Annotated in this window: 15 protein-coding genes; 3 read left to right on the top strand and 12 right to left on the bottom strand. The window is 73.2% G+C overall.

The annotated features are described in order from the left end of the window. Positions 1-37: 37 nt before the first annotated feature. Together ACYBSK_RS22975 and ACYBSK_RS22970 are read right to left on the bottom strand one after the other, a co-directional pair. Complete coding sequence (locus tag ACYBSK_RS22975) at positions 38-2,524, bottom strand: ATP-binding protein (protein ID WP_460243139.1); 2,487 nt, start codon at positions 2,522-2,524, stop codon at positions 38-40. Positions 2,525-2,604: 80 nt separating this feature from the next. Next, the gene (locus tag ACYBSK_RS22970; RefSeq protein WP_460243138.1) at positions 2,605-3,195 is read right to left on the bottom strand and encodes a TetR/AcrR family transcriptional regulator; all 591 of its coding nucleotides are present in this window, start codon (positions 3,193-3,195) and stop codon (positions 2,605-2,607) included. A gap of 152 nt (positions 3,196-3,347) precedes the next feature. On the opposite strand from ACYBSK_RS22970, the gene ACYBSK_RS22965 reads away from it, so the two are divergent. Beyond that, positions 3,348-4,280 (top strand): alpha/beta fold hydrolase, encoded by a 933-nt coding sequence (locus ACYBSK_RS22965; protein ID WP_460243137.1) that lies wholly within the window; start codon positions 3,348-3,350, stop codon positions 4,278-4,280. A 99-nt stretch (positions 4,281-4,379) separates the two neighbouring features. Beyond that, positions 4,380-4,688: a hypothetical protein gene (locus tag ACYBSK_RS22960; protein WP_457479100.1), complete on the top strand. Its 309-nt coding sequence runs from the start codon at positions 4,380-4,382 to the stop codon at positions 4,686-4,688. A gap of 38 nt (positions 4,689-4,726) precedes the next feature. On the opposite strand, the gene ACYBSK_RS22955 is transcribed toward ACYBSK_RS22960, so the two are convergent. Next, positions 4,727-5,464 carry an SDR family NAD(P)-dependent oxidoreductase gene (locus ACYBSK_RS22955; protein ID WP_460243136.1) on the bottom strand — a complete coding sequence of 246 codons (738 nt, stop codon included), beginning with the start codon at positions 5,462-5,464 and terminating at the stop codon, positions 4,727-4,729. 114 nt (positions 5,465-5,578) lie between these two features. Beyond that, positions 5,579-6,010: an Rrf2 family transcriptional regulator gene (locus ACYBSK_RS22950; RefSeq protein WP_460243135.1), complete on the bottom strand. Its 432-nt coding sequence runs from the start codon at positions 6,008-6,010 to the stop codon at positions 5,579-5,581. Between the two features lie 554 nt (positions 6,011-6,564). On the opposite strand from ACYBSK_RS22950, the gene ACYBSK_RS22945 reads away from it, so the two are divergent. Further along, on the top strand, positions 6,565-7,857 hold the full coding sequence (locus ACYBSK_RS22945; protein ID WP_460243134.1) for a glycoside hydrolase family 26 protein: 1,293 nt from the start codon (positions 6,565-6,567) through the stop codon (positions 7,855-7,857). Positions 7,858-7,923: 66 nt separating this feature from the next. Here ACYBSK_RS22945 and ACYBSK_RS22940 read toward each other — a convergent pair whose 3' ends face one another. From ACYBSK_RS22940 to ACYBSK_RS22905, 8 genes are all read right to left on the bottom strand, one after another. Further along, positions 7,924-9,039 carry a GNAT family N-acetyltransferase gene (locus ACYBSK_RS22940; RefSeq protein WP_457479096.1) on the bottom strand — a complete coding sequence of 372 codons (1,116 nt, stop codon included), beginning with the start codon at positions 9,037-9,039 and terminating at the stop codon, positions 7,924-7,926. Further along, complete coding sequence (locus ACYBSK_RS22935) at positions 9,039-9,704, bottom strand: YveK family protein (protein WP_460243133.1); 666 nt, start codon at positions 9,702-9,704, stop codon at positions 9,039-9,041. The genes ACYBSK_RS22940 and ACYBSK_RS22935 overlap by 1 nt, the downstream gene beginning before the upstream one ends. After that, on the bottom strand, positions 9,701-10,864 hold the full coding sequence (locus ACYBSK_RS22930) for a glycosyltransferase (protein WP_460243132.1): 1,164 nt from the start codon (positions 10,862-10,864) through the stop codon (positions 9,701-9,703). Before ACYBSK_RS22930 ends, ACYBSK_RS22935 begins: the two co-directional genes overlap by 4 nt. Next, positions 10,861-11,562: a polysaccharide deacetylase family protein gene (locus tag ACYBSK_RS22925; RefSeq protein WP_460247079.1), complete on the bottom strand. Its 702-nt coding sequence runs from the start codon at positions 11,560-11,562 to the stop codon at positions 10,861-10,863. Before ACYBSK_RS22925 ends, ACYBSK_RS22930 begins: the two co-directional genes overlap by 4 nt. Positions 11,563-11,632: 70 nt before the next feature. Further along, a complete protein-coding gene (gene murJ / locus ACYBSK_RS22920; protein ID WP_460247078.1) occupies positions 11,633-13,246 on the bottom strand; it encodes a murein biosynthesis integral membrane protein MurJ in 1,614 nt (537 codons plus the stop codon). 56 nt (positions 13,247-13,302) lie between these two features. Continuing rightward, a complete protein-coding gene (locus tag ACYBSK_RS22915; RefSeq protein ID WP_457479093.1) occupies positions 13,303-14,640 on the bottom strand; it encodes an O-antigen ligase family protein in 1,338 nt (445 codons plus the stop codon). A 4-nt stretch (positions 14,641-14,644) separates the two neighbouring features. Beyond that, on the bottom strand, positions 14,645-16,117 hold the full coding sequence (locus ACYBSK_RS22910) for a sugar transferase (protein WP_460243131.1): 1,473 nt from the start codon (positions 16,115-16,117) through the stop codon (positions 14,645-14,647). After that, positions 16,114-17,265 carry a glycosyltransferase family 4 protein gene (locus ACYBSK_RS22905; protein WP_460243130.1) on the bottom strand — a complete coding sequence of 384 codons (1,152 nt, stop codon included), beginning with the start codon at positions 17,263-17,265 and terminating at the stop codon, positions 16,114-16,116. The genes ACYBSK_RS22910 and ACYBSK_RS22905 overlap by 4 nt, the downstream gene beginning before the upstream one ends. Positions 17,266-17,348 lie beyond the last annotated feature (83 nt).

Here is a 17,348-nt window from a genome sequence, read left to right as displayed (position 1 = left end):
GGGCCTGGACGAACGAGCCGCCTCGCACCCCGGGGCTTCAGGGCGCGGGCGGCTCTCCGACGCGTTCCAGCCGGGCCCGCGCCGCTCGTGCCTCCGGTGCGTCCGGCCGCCCGGCCACGTCAAAGAGGGCGAGTGCCTCCTGGCAGCGCTGTGCGGCGGTCGCGCTGTCGCCGCGCAGCTCAGCCAGTTCGGCAAGACACTCCAGGGCGCGCGCCGTTTCGTAGTGCGCGCCCATCCCACGCAGCAGATCGCCCGCGACGGACAGCCGCTCCTGCGCTGCAATCAACCGCCGAGCCATCAACTGCGCCTTGCTTGCAACCAGTTCAGCACGCGCCGCGTTGTAGGCGTCGCCCGCCTCGCGGAGGACGGCGCCCGCGGCCTCCGCGTCCACGACGGCCTGCTCCGGGAGGGCCCGCGCGAGAGCGACGTCCGCGAGATTGAGCCGGGCCAGTGCGCCCGCCCGGACGTCTCCGCACGCGGGCAGCCGCTCGGCCGCTTCGGCGAACAGTCCCCCGGCCTCGTCGAGGTGGCCCAGGCGGCGGTGGGCGAGGCCGCGGCCGAGCGCGTCCCGCTGCCCGCGGAAGATCGCCGCCGCACGCTCGAACATCTCCAGCGCGTGATCGGCTCTCCCGCGGCCCAACTCGCCGAGCCCGCCCGAGGTCAGCATGCGGCACTCGGCCTTCGCGTCCCTCAACTCCCGTGCGGCGGCCAGCCCTTCGCCGTACGCATGGTGCGCGCTGTCGTGCATCTTGCGGCGCAGGAACAAGGGCCACATCGCGTCCGTCAGCTGCCAGGCCACGGTCGGGAAGCCGTGGCGCCGTGCGGAGCGCACGACGGCCATGAGGTTGGGAAGCTCCAACTCCAGCCAGTCCAGAGCCTGTTCCGGTCCTTCGAAGTCGTCCCGGTCGAACGTCGGCAGAGGGCCGGGGCCGTAGTCGCGTCGCATGGTGCGGTGCTGCGGATCGGCCACCTCCTCCGCGCGTGTGGCCGTGGCCAGATAGTGGTCGGCGATCCGGCGCAGGGCCGCGGCGCGCTCGGGCGCCGTCTCGTCCCGCTCGGCGCATTCGTGGGCATGCAGCCGTACGAGATCGTGCATCCGGTAGCGGTCGTCGTCGCCGTGCGCCGCTCCGACCAACAGGTGTGTGTCATAGAGGGCTTCGAGCGCGGCGTGGACATCCCGTACCTCCCGCGCGCCCAGCGCCGCGGCCGCCGCCGGGGCGGCGAACTCGGTTCCGGGATGCAGGCCGAGCAACCGGTACAAGCGGGCGGCGCCGGACGGCAGCGCCTCGTACGCGAGCGAGAGCGCCGCCCGCACGTCCTTGGAACCGTCGTCCCCCGCCACGGTCAGCAGGCCGAGACGGCGGTGCGCGTCGGTGAGCGAGCGGACCATCGCGCCGAGCCTGCGGCGGGGCCGGGCCGCGAGCTGGGCCCCGGCGACCCGCACCGCGAGCGGCAGCCCCGCGCACAGCTCTACCAGGGCGCGGGCGTCGTCCGGCTGGGCGGCCACCCGGCCGTCGCCCAGGACGAGTCCGAGCAGCTCCAGTGCGGCGTCGGACGGCAGGGGATCCAGATCCAGTGCGACGGCCCCGTCGACGACGAGCCCGGTCAGCCGCCGCCGCGCGGTCACCACCGCGACCCCCGTGCCGCCCGGCAGCAGCGGCCTGACCTGAGCGGCGCTCACCGCGTCGTCCAGCAGTACGGCCAAGTGGCGTCCCGCGGTCAACGAGCGGTAAAGGGTAGCCCGTTCGGCGAGCGACACGGGAACCGCGTCATGGGGAACACCCAGCGCCCGCACGAATCCGCCCAGCACCTCGCCCGGATCCGTGGGGCCGTCCGGGGCGTGCCCGCCCAGTGCGGCGTACAGCTGCCCGTCGGGCAGGTCCTCGCGCAACCGGTGCAGCCAGGCCAGCGCGGTCGCCGTCTTTCCGACCCCGCCGAGTCCGCTGAGCGCGACGACGACCGGTCGCTGCTCGGGCAGGGCGCGCTGCCGGTGCCGATCGAGGATCGCCAACTCGGAGACCCGGTCGACCACCCGCCCCGCCGGCGGCAACTGCCATGGCGGCGGCGGCCGCTCACCCGCGCGCGCCGCCTCGATGCGTACGTCCCCGTGGACGACCCCTGCCTGCACGACGGCTCCGTGCGTCCCACCGCGAACACTGTTGCGCGTACTGCTGTCGCGCGTACCGCCGTCCGCCTGCCCCGCCATCCGCCCGTCCCCCTCGCCCCCGCGACGCCCCTGCCTCTGCATCATTTCCGTACGCATGAGCGATATCCATGGCTGGGACGTGGTTCGGCCGACACCACCCACTGCTTCCGGCCTGCCGCGTGCGCGCCCCTGTGCGGTCTCCGGCTTCCCCTTCGGCGGGGCGCCGATGAGCAGGGTCCCGCTGATCCGGACCCAGGCCCGGCGCTCCGCGATGTCGGTCAGGAACGGTCGCAGTCCCGCGGCGAATACCACCAGCGCGAACCACCGCGGCAGGACGGCGTACGCGTCGGGTCCGCGCGCTGCTAGGTAGGCATGCATCACCACACCCAGAAAACCGAGCAGGCTCGCCCGGGGTGAGGCACCCAGTTCACGCCGGAGCGCCTCAGCGTCGACCCGCCTCAGTGGCTCGCGCCGAGAGCCCGCTCAAGCGCATCGAGGGTGACGTCGACGATGGCGCGCAGCTGCCGCGTGCTCGTACCGGCTCTGCTCATCACCGCGAGGGACTGGTTCACGGCCGCGAGGTGGGTCGCGAAGGAGTCGGCCGCCTCGTCGGGCAGTCGGGCGGCCTTCAGCGCGGCATGCAGGCGGGTGTGCTGGAGGCCGATCGCCTCCCGTGCGCGCGCCGCGACGTTCGCGCTCAGCGCCGGGGTCGCCATGACCGTCTGCGCCACCAGGCACCCGTCGGGCAGGCCGGGGTCCGCGATGCGGTCCAGGGTGATGCCGAAGAAGGCCCGCGCGGCAGCCACGGGCCGTTCGGCGGCGCAGGACAACGCGGCGTCGTACTTGTCTCCGTAACGCGTGGTGTACCGCTCCAGGCAACGGATGAAGAGCGTGTCCTTGTCGCCGAGGGAGGAGTAGATGGAGCTGCGGTTGAGCCCGGTGGCCCGTGAAAGGTCGTCCAGCGACGTGTCCGCGTAACCGGCGCGCCAGAACTGGATCATCGCGGCGTCGATCGCCGTGGCGATGTCGAACTGCTTCTTGCCTGCCACGCCGCACCTTCGTCTCGTCTGCCGGGAGGGGCCATCGTCTCATCTTGAACTGACCAGTTCAAGATGAGATACGGTGAAGGCCCGAGTGTGGGCCGAGGCCCCTCGGAGAGCGCCACGACGCAGCGTCGCGCGCACACCAGCGAAGGAGAGTCATGAACGACCCCGCCAGCGCCACCCGTGACCGAGGCAACCCCGTCCGTGATCTGCCGCTGCCCGACCTCCCCGGTTTCGCCCACCACTGGGTCGACGCGGGCGGCGTCCGGCTGCACGCGGTCGAGGGTGGTCGGCCGGACGGGCCGGCGGTCGTGCTGCTCGCCGGGTTCCCGCAGACCTGGTGGGCGTGGCGCGCGGTGATGCCGCACCTGGCCGACCGGTTCCGCGTCATCGCGATCGACCTGCCGGGCCAGGGGCACTCCGAGCGTCCGGACATCAGCTACGACACGCACACGGTCGCCGCGCACGTCCATGCCGCGGTCGAGGCGCTCGGCGTCCCGTCGTACTGGCTGGTCGCCCACGACATCGGCGCGTGGGTCGCCTTCTCCCTCGCCCTGAAGCAGCGGAGCCGGTTGCACGGCCTGGCGCTGCTGGACGCGGGCATCCCGGGCATCACACTCCCCGACGCCGTGCCCACCGACCCCGAACACGCCTGGAAGACCTGGCACTTCGCCTTCCACCTCGTGCCCGACCTGCCCGAGACACTGCTCGCGGACCGCGAACGCGCGTACGTCGACTGGTTCCTCAAGGCAAAGGCCCGCTCCTCCGACACCTTCGACGACACCGAGATCGACCACTACGCCGCTTCAGTGGCCGCCGACGGCGGTCTCCGCGCCTCCCTGGCGTACTACCGGGACGCCGCCGAGTCGGCACGGAGGAACCACGAAGCGCTGGAGCGGCAGCGCCTGACGGTCCCGGTTCTCGGGATCTCCGGCAGCCACGGCTCCATCCCCGACATGGCGGCTTCCCTCAAGCCGTGGGCCGACCGCGTCACCGGTGTCGTCGTGCCGGACGCGGGCCACTTCATCCCCGAGGAGCAGCCCGCCGCCGTCGCTGCCGCGCTGGTCGACTTCATCGCCGAGAGCGCGTGAGGCCGAGCCGAAGCGAATGCGCGGGTCGCGAGGCCCCTTGCGCCCGTCGACGGCCGGAGCGGCTACGGTGAAGGGCACCAACTACGGGGAGGATGCGGCATGTTCCTGGCAGCGGAGAAGGGCGACATCAACACGATCATCGGCGGGATCGCCCCCGACTGGGGCCCGTTCGGCGCCCTGGGTACCGAGGCCCGCACCATGGTCCAGGTCATCATGGCCATCGCGATCCTGATCTGCCTCGCCCTCGCCATCTGGGGCGCCGCGAAGCAGCGCATCGGCGCCACCGCCCTGCGCGACACCTTCAGCGCCGAACAGGGCAAGGGCCTCATCGTCGCCGGCCTCACCGGCGTCTTCATCATCGGTTCGCTCGGCACGATCTTCACCATCGTCTACGGCATGGCCGTCTGACGCTCCCGCCGGACACGCCCCGCGCCACGGACCACCGCCTAGAGCTGCGTCACGCCACCATCGACGACCAGCTCCGCACCCGTGGTGAAACTGCTCTGGTCGCCCGCCAAGTACAGGGCGGTGGCGGCCACCTCGTCGGGGTGGCCGACGCGGCCGAGCGGGGTGGCCGCGTCGCTCCCGTCGTCGACGGGGAACGCGGCGCGGAGTGCGTCGCCGCCCGGCGTCTCGACGGGGCCGGGGGTGAGCGTGTTGACGCGGATGCCGCGAGAGGCGAGTTCGGCGGCCCAGGTGCGGGAGAGGCTGCGGATCGCGGCCTTGGTGGCGGCGTAGACGCCCAGGCCGGGCTCGGCCCGCAGCGCGGCGCTGGAGGACAGCAGCGTCACCGAGCCGCCGGACGTCAGCAACGGCAGCGCCTTCTGCACGGTGAAGACCGTGCCCTTGAGGTTGATCGAGGTGGTGCGGTCGTACTCCTCCTCGGTGATCGTGCCGAGCGGTCCGTAGTCCCCGACCCCGGCGTTGGCCACGACGATGTCCAGGCGACCGCTGCGGTCGCCGATCTCCGCGAAGAGCCGGTCGAGGTCGCCGAGGTCCGAGGCGTCGCCCTGTATGCCGATGCCCCGTTCGCCGACCTGCGCGACGGCGGCGTCCAGTTCGGCCTTGCGCCGGCCGGTCAGGTACACGGTCGCGCCCTCGGCGGCGAAGCGGCGGGCTATCGCCAGGCCGATGCCGCTCGATGCCCCGGTGACGAGGGCGGTCTTGTTCTCCAGCTGTCCCATGGGATTCTTCCGTTCGTTGATGTAACCATTGCTGTTACGTTTCTGAGCGCGAAAACCGAACGCCGAAAACCGAAAACCCAAAAACCGAAAACGCCGAGGCGTGCGGCGAAGTTCTCAGGCCGCGCTCAAGACGTCCCGCAGCACGTCCTCCAACGTGGTCTTCGCCAGTTCCCGGCGCAGCGCCGCCTCCACGTCGTCGTACACGGCGGTCATCGCCGGTCCGATGCCGTGGCCCACGACGCACTCGGGGTTCGGTGTCGCGCGGTGCAGCGCGAAGACCGGTCCCGGCTCGATCGCTTCGTAGACGTCGAGCAGGGTGATCGCCGCCAGGTCCCGCGTGAGCATCCAGCCCGCGCCGGCCCCGCGCCGGGAGTCGACCAGGCCGGCCTTGCGCAGTTCGCCGAGCAGGCGGCGGATCACGACCGGGTTGGTGTTGACGCTCGCCGCAATCTGCTCGGAGGTGGCGACCTCGTTGCCGCGCCGCTGGTACAGCCCGATCCAGGACAGGGTGTGTGCCGCGATGGTCAGTCTGCTGTTGGCGCTCATGCCGGTCGCCGCCTCCTCTCGTTCTCGAACGTAACCATATTGGTTACGTCGGCGTTCGGCAAGCAAGGCGGAGGAGATGCCTCACGGCGCAGCGGGTGGAGGCGGGGGGAGTGGCGCGTACGCGGGGAGTCGGGCGCCCGCCCCGTCGCCCGGCCGGGAAGGGCGAAGCGGCTGTCCTTCCCGGCCCGCAGAGGATGTCGCGGTCGGCGGCCGCCTCCCCACGGCGTGGAGCCGACGGCTGAGGGGAAGGCGGCGCGGACATTCTCATGCCGGGTGTCAGTGGACCACCGCCGGGACGGCCGCGGGAGGCCTCTTCACCCGTTCGCCCGCAACGTCACCCCAATTGGGGCCGCGGGGCACGGGCGCTCGGTTTCGTTCCGTACAAGGCCCCGTGGATGAACGGAGGTTGTGTGCGCGAGGCGAATCCGGCTGTTCGGTGGGCGCTCACCCATGAGGGTGACGGGAGGCGGTCGTCGAGCGGCGCACGAATGGCGTCATACACATTCATATGACTGAGTGTCAGGAATGGAGCGAGTGCGGAACGAGGAGAAGGCATGGACGGAAAGCCTCATTGGACGAGCCGGAGACGGCTGTCGCTGATCGCGGCGGGCGTACTGATCCCGCTGGTGGTCGCGGCAGGACCCGTGTCCATCGAGCGCGCGGACGCCACCCCGCGCAACGGGCCGGGCCCGTCCGGCCCGGCCGCCCCCTCATCCTCGCCCTCGCCCCCGGTCCCCGCGAGTCCGGAGCCGTCGGCCTCGGAGAGCGCGTCGGCGAGTGCGTCCGCGAGCCCCGACGCGACCCCCAGTCCGAGCGCGTCCACGGGGACGGACTCCAAGCACGAGTTCCCCGCGTTCGGCGCCTATCTGGACTACGGCCCCGACGGCGTCACCCGGATGAAGGAGCTGTCGAACTGGCTGGGCGGGGCCGAACTCCGCGTCGGACACACCTATCTGCCCGGTGACCGGTGGAGCAACATCGAGGGCGCGCCGACGTTCCTCGACAGCTGGGCCGACTGGCGCAGGAAGAGCGACGACCGGCTCTTCGTGCTCAACGTGCCCATGCTGGAACGCAACGAGGAGGGCGTGCCCGACCCGCAGGTGCGAGCGCTGCTGCGGCGCGGCGCGGCAGGCGAGTTCGACCAGCACTTCAAGAAGCTGGCCGAACGTCTGGTCGACCTCAAGGTGCCGGACACCGTCGTGGTGCTCGGCTGGGAGATGAACGGCGTCACCTACACGCACCGCTGCGGCCCCGACCCCGAGGCATGGAAGAAGTACTGGAACCGCATCGTCACGACGATGCGCTCGGTGCCGGGCCAGAAGTTCCGCTTCGACTTCACCCCGAGCCGGGGCCGGGACGCCGTGCCGTGGACCGAGTGCTATCCGGGCGACGACGTCGTCGACATCGTCGGCCTCGACTCCTACGACCAGCCGGAGGGCAGGTCCTTCGACGAGCAGGTGTCCGAGCCCTACGGACTGCAGGCGCAGGTCGACTTCGCGAAGGAGCACGACAAGCCGATCTCCTACCCGGAGTGGGGGCTGTTCCGCAACGGCGACAACCCCGAGTACATGCGGCGCATGCTCGCCTGGATGGACAAGCACAAACCGCTCTACAACACCCTGACCGACTACTGTCCGCACGGTGTGTGGCAGTGCGACGAGAACCCGGAGACGTCGAAGGTCTACCGGGCCACGCTCACCGGACGGGACAAGCCGGTCGCGCCCGAGCCGCCGGTGAAGCCGACACCCCCGCAGAAGTGTCACCGCATCGACCTGGGCGACTGGGTCGAGCGCTGGCTCGGCGGCTCGGTGTGCATCCGGTTCGACTGGCTGGATGGCATGTCCTGAGGGAGCGCGCGTCCTGAACCCGTTTCCTGGGTCAGGACGGCCGCTCGCGCGGTGGTGGCCCGGCTGTTACGCCGGGCCACCACCGCGCTCACGCCAGGCGCGGCGCACCCGCTTGGCGACGGACCGGGCCCGGACACCGGCGAGGAGCGCGGCCAACTGGGGTGCGGAGCCGGTCCGCGCCAGCAGGAGCCGCTGGTTGACGAGCTGTTCGGGCCGCCAGTGCAACTTGTACGGCTCCGTGCCGCGCAGCAGGCTCAGCACCTCGGCCCGCGACCCCTCCTGGAGGTGCTGGGCGCACGAGCGCAGCAGCATCGTCGCCACATCGACCTTGCGCTCCCGCAGCTGCGGGTGGGCGCCGTAGAGATAGCCGCCCGCGAGACGCGGGGACACGAAGGTCAGGTCGGCCGCCACCACGGCGCCGTCCAGCGTGAACTCCGTGACGACGGCGTCGCCCGCCTCCGCCATCAACGTGGCCGAGCGCGACAGGTGCTCCGCGAAGCGCGGCTTCACGTGCTCGGTCGTCACCTTGCGCCCCTGCCACTGCAATTGGTGCAGGTCGAGCAGGCGGCGCACCGACGGACCGACCTCCGCCGCGGGCACGACCCGGCGCTCGATCCCCGCGGCGTCCAGCTTGCGCATCTTGGCGCGCGCCCGCTGCGCCCTGGGCCGCGGCAGACGCTGCACCAGGTCGTCCATCGGCAGGGCGGGCAGCTCCAGGCACGCCGAGTCGTCGAAACGACGGCGCGCACCCGGCCAGTTGGCGTGCAGGGCCTCCGCCGCGCTGCCCGGCCGGACCTCCCGGAGGTCGATCACCGCGCCCCGGGCCAGCCTCCACAACCCCGCGCCCAGCGCGTCCACCGCGTAACCGGTCGCCTCCTCGTCGACCAGTACGTCGCCGAAGTCGGAGATGCCCGCCCCGAGCGGCGTCAGCACGGGGAAGGGGCGCAGCAGCCGCATCAGCGGGGCGGCGGCGACGAGCCGGCCGTCCCGGCGCACCAGGACGACGCGCAGCCGGCCCGCACCGCCGTACGACAGCCACCACGAGTGCAGCCAGGCGTGGCTCTGGAACGGTGTCGCGGTCGGCGAGGACCGGTGCAGCCGGTTCCACTCCTCGCGCAGCGCACCGAACTCGGCCGGGTCCGTGCACACCGTGACGGACGTCCCGGACCCGCCCCGTGTCATCAGGCGCCACCCCGCAGTCCACCGGCCGTGGCGGGGCCCGGCACCGCGGCCGTCGCGGCCCCGGTGTCGCGCCGCGGGCGGACCAGCAGCGCGAGCCCGCCGAGCAGCCCGCCCGCGCACCCGCCCACGAGGGTCGTCAGCGCGGTCGAGGGCGTCGACGGCTCCGTCGGCGCCACGGCCTTGGTGAAACGCAGCAGCTTCACGTGGGTGTCGGACTTGGCCTCGCTCGCGCTGCTGGTGAGGGCGCGGGCGACGGCGTCGGCCATCGTCTTCGCCCGGTCGGGCTCGGCCGCCGTCGCTGTCAGCGCGACCATGGGGGCGTCCGGCGACGTCTCCGCGCGCACCTGCGACTTCAGCGTCCGGACCGACACGCCCGCGGACTCCTGGGCGTCGGCCAGCACCGCGACCTGCGTGGCGACCCGGCTGTAGGCCTGGGCGAAGCCGAGCGCCGACATCGGGTCGGACTTCTTCGTGGGGACGGCGATCACATAGCTCGTCGCCGTGTACTGCGGTGCGCTGACCGCGCCGTAGGTGCCGCCGGCGAGGGCGCCGACGACGATGCCCACGGGCAGCGGCCACCAGCGCGGCAGCCGCCTCGTGCTGGTGCCGATCCGGGCGAGCGGCGTGCGCGGGGCGTCGGTGTCCGGTGCGGTTTCGGTCTTCACGTGTTCACTCCTGATGAGCTGATGCCGATGTCGGTGCGTCCCAGCGCCGTCGCGTACACCTCGTGGTGCAGGGCGGCGCTGCGGGCGATGCTGTAGTGGAGGGCGGCCTGCGACGGCAGCCTCGGGCCCGCCGAACCGGCGCGGATACCGCGGACCTCGCGGGCGAAAGCGGCGGGATCGCAGGGCAGGCGCACGGCGTGCGCCCCGGTCCCCTCGGGCAGGTCGTCGACCGCCGGGCAGTTGACGTAGAGCACGGGCAGTCCGCCGGCCTGCGCCTCCACCACCGCGAGGCCGAACGCCTCGTCGGCCGAGGGGGAGGCCAGGACGTCCATCGCGGACATCAGGGCCGGCAGATCGGTCACCGGGCCGGACGGGCCGGTGGCGCGAGCCGTGTGCGGGCGCTCCCCGGCGAGCACGACCCGGTCGAGCACGCCCGCGCGGCGCGCCGCCTCCCGCAGGGACTCCTCCCGTGGTCCGGTGCCGACGAGCAGCAGGCGCACATCGCCGGGCAGGTCGCGCAGCGCGTCGATCAGCACGTCGAACCGCTTGCCGTCGACCAGTCTGCCGACGCCGCCGACCACGAACGCGTCCTCGGGCAGGCCGAGTTCACGGCGGGTGGCGGCGCGGGCCGCCGCGTCGAAGGCGAACCGGTCGACGTCGACTCCGTTGGGGACGACATGTACCCGGTGCCGCGCCACCCCCCATCGGCGCAGCCGCTCGGCCACCGCCGGGGAGACGGCGATGGTGGCCCTGCCCAGCCGCTCGCCCGCCAGGTACAGGGCGCGTACCCCCGCCGTGAGGGGACGCCCCTCGATCTGGGCGTCGCCCAGGGAGTGCTCCGTGGCGACGACCGCCCGGACGCCCGCGAGCCGCGCCGCGACACGGCCGTACAGACAGGCCCGGTAGAGGTGGGTGTGGACGAGGTCGTAGCGCCCGGCCCGGATGAACCGCACCAGGCGGGGCAGCGCCCGCGCGTCCCGGTTGCCCGCCATGCCGAGGTCGGCGACGCGCACCCCGTCGCGGCGCAGCGCGTCGGCGACCTGCCCGGGATTGGTCAGGGCCAGCACGTCGTGGGTGCCCGGCAGATGGCGTACGAGCAGGCGCAGTTGCTGTTCGGCGCCGCCCGCCCCCAGGCCGGTGATGATGTGCAGGACCTTCACCGGGCGCCCTCCTGGACCCGCCAGGCGGGCTTGCGGCCCGGGTGGATGCGGCGCTTGAGTTCGAGCCGCCACGGCGTGTCGCGCTGTCCGACGAACACGCGCGGCATGGCGTGCACACCGGCCAGCGGGCCGGGGGAGACGGCACAGCCGTAGCGGTAGCCCGCGCCGCGCACCGCTTCCACGGTCCGCGCGTCCACACGTCCGTACGGGTAGCAGAAGCCGTGCACCGGGCCGCCGATGAGCTCCGAGAGCTGCGCCTTGCTGCGCTGGATCTCGGCCCGGCGCTCCGCTTCGTCGACCTGCGTGAGGTCGACGTGCAGGAGGCCGTGCGAACCGATCTCCATGCCGGCCGCCGCGGCCGCCCTGATGCCCTGCGCGGTCAGCAGGGGCTTGCGCGGGCCGGAGGTGTCCCACGCGTTCTCCCCGCCGAGCCGGCCGACGAGCACGAAGACGGTGGCCGAGCACTCGTAGTGCTTCAGCAGCGGCAGGGCGTTCTCGACGAAGTCGCCGTAGCCGTCGTCGAAGGTGAGGCCGACCAGGCCGCGCCCGGCTCCGCGCTCGCGGGCGTCGAGGAGTTCGGCGACGCCGACGCCGCGCAGGTTGCGCGAGCGCAGCCAGCTCAGCTGCTGGCGCAGGCGCTCCGGGGTGACGGTGACGTTGTAGGGGTCGTCGGGGCAGTCGTCCACGGAGTGGTACATCGCCACCCAGGGGGACCTGCCGGGCAGCAGGCTTCTCGAGCGGGCTCCACAGGGTTCTGGGATCGCTGATTCAACGGGCATTGCGGAGCTTTCTGGTCGCGATGCGGACGGCGGGCAGGAATGCCTGGACCTTCAGGGCCCACAGAAGGAGGCCGAACACGGCCCCGATGGCCAGGCATCCGACGGCGAGGGAGCCCAGCGGCTGCGCGACGCGGGCCGCGCACAGCAGCCCCGCGGCCGTGGCGGCCACCGCCGCGAGCAGCGTCTTGACGAGTTCGAGCAGCACCACGGGCAGCCGTACGGGCACACTGCGCTTGTTCATCTCCGCCAGGAGCAGTACGGCGGTGAACGTGATGCCCAGCGCGTTGGCCGCGGCGATGCCGCCGACGCCCCAGGCGCCGACCGCCCACGTCCCGGCGCCGGCCGTGAGCGTCATGCCCAGGGCCATGGCGGCCACGGGGTACCAGCTGGGCCGGCCGGCGGAGAAGTAGGAGCGCACCAGCGCCCCGACGAGACAGTGCCCCAGCAGGCCGAGCGAGTAGACGCGCATCACGGCCGCGGTGTTCGCGGTGTCCTCGGCGGTGAACGCGCCGTGCTGGAAGAGCAGTTCGATGATCTGCGGGGCGCAGGCGAACACCACGGCCGCGCCGGACAGGACGACGCAGGCCGCGAGCGCGATGTCACGTTCCACCCGGTGCCGGGCGTGCTCGACGTCGCCGCGCGCCATGGCCTTCGCCACGACGGGGAAGGTGACGGTGCACAGCATCAGGGAGAGCACCATCGGCAACTGCGCGACCTTCTGCGCGTAGTTGAGCTCGGAGATCGCCCCGGAGGGCAGCGACGAGGCGAGGAAGCGCTCGATGAAGACCTGGGCCTGCCGGCACAGGGCGAAGAGCAGCACGGTGGCGATCATCGCCAGGTTCATCGACTGCCGGTTCTGCGCCTTCGTGTCCGCGCCGTCCGCGAGGGACTGCGCGGCCGTGCCCCGCAGCCGCCGCCGCAGCGACGGCGCCTGCACGAGCACCATCAGACAGCCGCCCACCGCGACCCCCGCCGCCGCGGCCCGCACGCCCCAGCGGTCGGCCAGCACCAGCAGCGTGCCGATGATGCCGATGTTGTACGCGACGTAGATGGCGGCCGGGGAGAGGTAACTGCTGTGGGCGCGCAGCGCGGCGCTGCAGTACCCGGCCAGCCCGAAGGTCAGGACACAGGTCGCGGTCAACCGCGTGCAGTCGACGGCCAGTTGCGGATCCGGCAGCCCCGGGGCCAGCAGCGCGACCAGCGGCCGCGCCCCGATCATCAGCAGCGCGGCGCACGCCAGGAACGCCAGCGTCAGACGGGGCAGTGAACCGGCCACCAGGGCGCGCACCGGGTCCTGCCCCCGCGGGTTCGCCCCGTCCGCCGCGCGCGCGGCGATCGCGGCACTGAACGCGGGCACGAGCATGAAGGCGAGCCCGTCCTCGATGAGGAGGGTCGACGCCACCTCGGGCACGGTCCACGCCACCAGGAAGGCGTCCGTCTCACTGCCCGCCCCGAACAGCCGGGCCAGGGCCTGGTCGCGCACCAGCCCGAGCAGCGACCCGGCGGCCGACAGCCCGGCGGTCAGCAGGGTGACGCGCGCCAGGAAGGAGTTCGACGCGCGGTGTCCCTCACCGCCCGGACCGGCATCGGCCGGAGCCGGCATCTGGGCCGGCACCGCGGACGACAGCAGAGCCTTGTCCCGGCCGGGCAGAGTGCGCTTCACCGCTCACCCGCCGTCCGGGCCGCCGCCGGGGACAGACCCCACCAGGCGGCCAGACCGAGCACGACGGCGGTGAGCACCGTGGACGGCCCCCCGATGTCCGAGTAGAAGAAGTCGGTCATCTGCCAGGCCAGCAGCCCGCATCCGATGAGCCCGCAGTCGAGGCCGTGACCGCGGCGGCGCGCCGTGACGAGTCGCCGCGCCCCGCACACCAGCAGCGCCAGCCAGGACCCGGCGACGGCGCACAGGCCCAACAGCCCCTGCTCGCTCAGGACCAGCAGGTACATGTTGTGCGGCGACAGCAACGGCTGCCGCTGGTACGCCGCTCCGGCACCGGCCACGTCGCTCCCCGCGGACAGGGCGATCGACGCGTGGCTGTCGCGGTAGGCGGGGAAGTTCTTGAGCCCGACCCCGGTGGCGGGATGCTCCTGCCACATGTCGATCGCCGCCGCCCACATCGTGTACCGGTCCGTGACGGACTGGTCCGGGGCCGCGGTGACCTGCGTGATGCTGCTCAGCCGCTCCTCCAGCATCGACGTGCCCACCCCGAACCCGCCGACCAGGACCACCGCCGCGGCGACCGCGCCGGCCAGCAGCCGCAGGGCACGGCGCAGTCCGCCGAGCACGATCTGCGCCACACAGACCACGGCCGTGGCGATCCAGGCGCCGCGGCTGAAGGACAGCGCCAGCGGCACCACGAGCGCCAGGGCGCAGACCCGGGCGGTGATCCGCACGCGCGGCGTCTCCCCGCCGAGGGCCAGGGCCACCGCACACACCAGCCCGTACGAGACCACGGTGGACATGCCCATCACGTCCGTGGCGCCGAACGTGCCGACGGCCCGGATGTCCTCACCTGCGTACGAGGCGCCCGTCCCGGTCAGGTACTGGTGGACGCCGATGGCCCCCTGCCACAGGGCGAGGGCCACCAGCGCCCAGCCGACGAGCCGGAAGTCGTCCCGGTCGCGTACGAGCAGCAGCACGGCGGCGGGGACGAGCACGAGGATCTGGTAGTAACGCGCCAGTCCTCCCAGGGCGTTGGCCGGCGAGTCCGCCCCGAGGGCGGCCACCGCGACGGCCACCAGGGGCAGCCCCAGCACGAGGAACGCGGTGCGGGTCAGCGGTCGCTCCCGGCTGCGCGCGAGCCGCACGGCGCACAGGACGACGACCAGGCCGGAGACGGCGTCGGCCGGAGAGGCCCCTTCGCCGCCGCCCACCGGCAGGGCGAGCATGCCGACCAGGAGCAGTACGGCGAGCACGGGTCCGGTACGGCGCACGCGCCGCAGTCCCGCGCCCAGGGGGCTGGTGCGCGGTCCGCCGTAGGCGGGGAGAACGGTCACGTCGTCAGCTTCCCGTCGGCCGGAAGAACTCGGTCGCCGTGCGCAGCAGGATGGTGATGTCCTGCCACAGCGACCAGTTGGTGATGTACGCGTTGTCGAAGCGGCAGCGGTCCTCGATGGACGTGTCGCCGCGCAGCCCGTTGATCTGGGCGAGCCCGGTGATCCCGGTCTGCATGCGGTGCCGGTCGCCGTAGCCCGGGTGCGACTCGCTGAACTGCACCACGAAGAACGGGCGTTCGGGCCGGGGGCCGACGAGGCTCATGTCGCCGCGGAAGACGTTCCACAGCTGGAGCAGCTCGTCGAGCGAGGTGCGGCGCAGGAACCGGCAGAACCACGGCATGTGGTTCTCGTTGGCGACACTCCAGCGCGTCGCCGACTCGATCGGGTCGGCGGGGCGGTGCGTGCGGAACTTGAGCAGGGTGAACGGCCGGCCGTCCTTGCCGATGCGCTCCTGACGGAAGACGACCCCCGGCCCCTCGCTCACGCGCAGCCACAGGGCGCACGTCGCCAGCACCGGCGAGGCCAGCACCAGCAGCAGCGCGGAGGCCGCCATGTCCAGCGCCCGCTTGCCGGGGTGCGGCCCGAGGCGCGGCCCCACCAGAGGACGGCAGCGGAACCCCGCCAGGTGGTGGACCGGCTCGCCCGGCCGCGGGACGTACGGCGACGGGTCCGGGTCCAACTCCCACACCTCGCACCGCAGTTCCGACAGGCCGTGCAGCCAGGCGCGCTGCTGCGGGGCGCTCGCGCTGCCCAGCACGATCGCCCGCCGGACACCGTTCTGGATCACCGCGCGCCGCATGTCCTCCACGGTCGTCAGCACCGGCAGGGCGGCCGCCGCGACGTCCTGCGGCTGCTGCTCCACGGCCCCGCCGTCACCGACGATGCCCACGACCCGGACCCCGCTCGCGGGGTGGCGCTGCAACGCGGAGGCGACGCGCGAGGCGGCCGGCTCCGGACCCACCAGAAGCGTCGTGCACGGCCGCCGCACCAGGGCCGCCCGCCGCCGCCAGTGGACGAGGCCGCGGCCCGCCAGCGTGACGACGATCTGCGCCGCGCAGCCCAGGAGCAGGTCCCGCACCGGAAGTTCCGGCAGCAGGGACAGCCCCGCACAGACCGCCGTGAGCACGCACCACGCGGCCACGGTGCGGGCGACGACCGCCGGGCAGTCCTCCAGCATGCGCTGCTCGAGGGCGAGCCGGTACAGGCCCGCGCCCCGGAACAGCGCGAGGACCAGGACGACGAACCCGGCCACCAGCAACGGGTGCGCTCCGAGCGGCGTGAGGACCACCGGGCCGAGCAGCGCGGCCGAGCCGTCCGTCGCGAGCAGCAGCGCCCGTGACGGGTCCTTGGGCGCGCCGCCGGTTAGGGTGACCCCGGAAGTGCCGGGGCCGCGTTGGGTGATGACGACGGCGGAGGCTCCCGTGTCGTCCCCGGCGGACTGCCGGGCGGGCGAAGAGACGGTCCGTTCCCGGCTCACGTCGTGATCGGCTCTGTGCACTCGATGGTCTCCAGCCCCAGAAGTTCTCTGTACACGTCCGCGACCGCCGAGGCGGTCCGCCGGACGTCGTGATGCGCGCGTACGTGCCGGCAGCCGTCCCGGCCCAGTGCCCGCAGCCCCTCGGCGTCGCGCAGCAGATCCACCAACGCGCCCGCCAGGGCCGCGGGATCGTCGGGGGCGGTCAGGCAGCGCGGCGCCAGGTGCGGCGGCAGACTCTCGCGGGCGCCGTCCACATCCGTGGCGAGGACCGGGCTGCCGCAGGCCATGGCCTCCAGCGGAGCGAGCGCCATGCCCTCCCACCGGGACGGCAGCACCACCAGGTCCGCTGCCCGGTACCAGGGCACCGGATCGTCCAGCGCCCCCGCGAAGGTGACCGAGTCCGGCGCCGTCGCCCGCAGCCGCGCCGCGTCCGGCCCGTCCCCGACGAGGACGAGTCCGGCCCCCGGCACCGCGCGGAGCACCTCGGGCCACGCTTCGAGGAGAACGTCCTGGCCCTTCTGCCGGCACAGCCGCCCCACGCACACGACGAGCGGTCCCTCCCGGGTGCGGCCGGGGAACGACCGCTCGGCCGGGCCCTCCGGGTGGAAGCGGTCGAGGTCCACGCCGTTCGGCACGAGCCGCCACTGCGCCTCGATCCCGTGGCTCCTGCCGGTGCGCTGCTCGGCCCGGCTGACGCACAGCAGCCGGGAGGCCCAGCGCGCTCCGCGCCGCTCCCACGTCCGGGCCAGGCGCGCGCCGATCCCGTCGACCGCCTCGAAGGACCAGGCGTGCGGCTGGAAGACGGTGGGGACGCGGCCGCGCACCACGAGCCGCGTGACGAGGCCCGCCTTGGCGCTGTGGGCGTGGATGACGTCGGGGCGCACCCGCGACACCACCTCGGCGAGCCGGCGCCCTTCGCGCAGCAGCCCCTTCCCGGGGGACCGCGAGGCCTCCCACTCCAGGACCTCGCATCCGAGGCCGGCGACGCTGCGCCGCAGACCGCCGGAGGTGGGGCAGGCCACCGAAACGGCCATGCCCGCGGCCTGTTGCATGCGCACCAGGTCGGCCACCACGCGCGCCACTCCGCCGTCGGCCGGCTGGGTCACGTGCAGGACCCGCGGCAGCAAGGGTGCGGACGTCACGCGCATCGCCGCCTGCATGTCGCCGTCACGCGGTGGAGGAAACAGCCTTTCGAATTGGGCACGGCCTGCTTCCCTTTCAGGAATGTGTG

It is taken from the genome of Streptomyces sp. BYX5S (genome assembly GCF_054724165.1).
The sequence above is the reverse complement of the archived record's forward strand: the minus strand, read 5'-3'. Positions and strand labels throughout refer to the sequence as shown.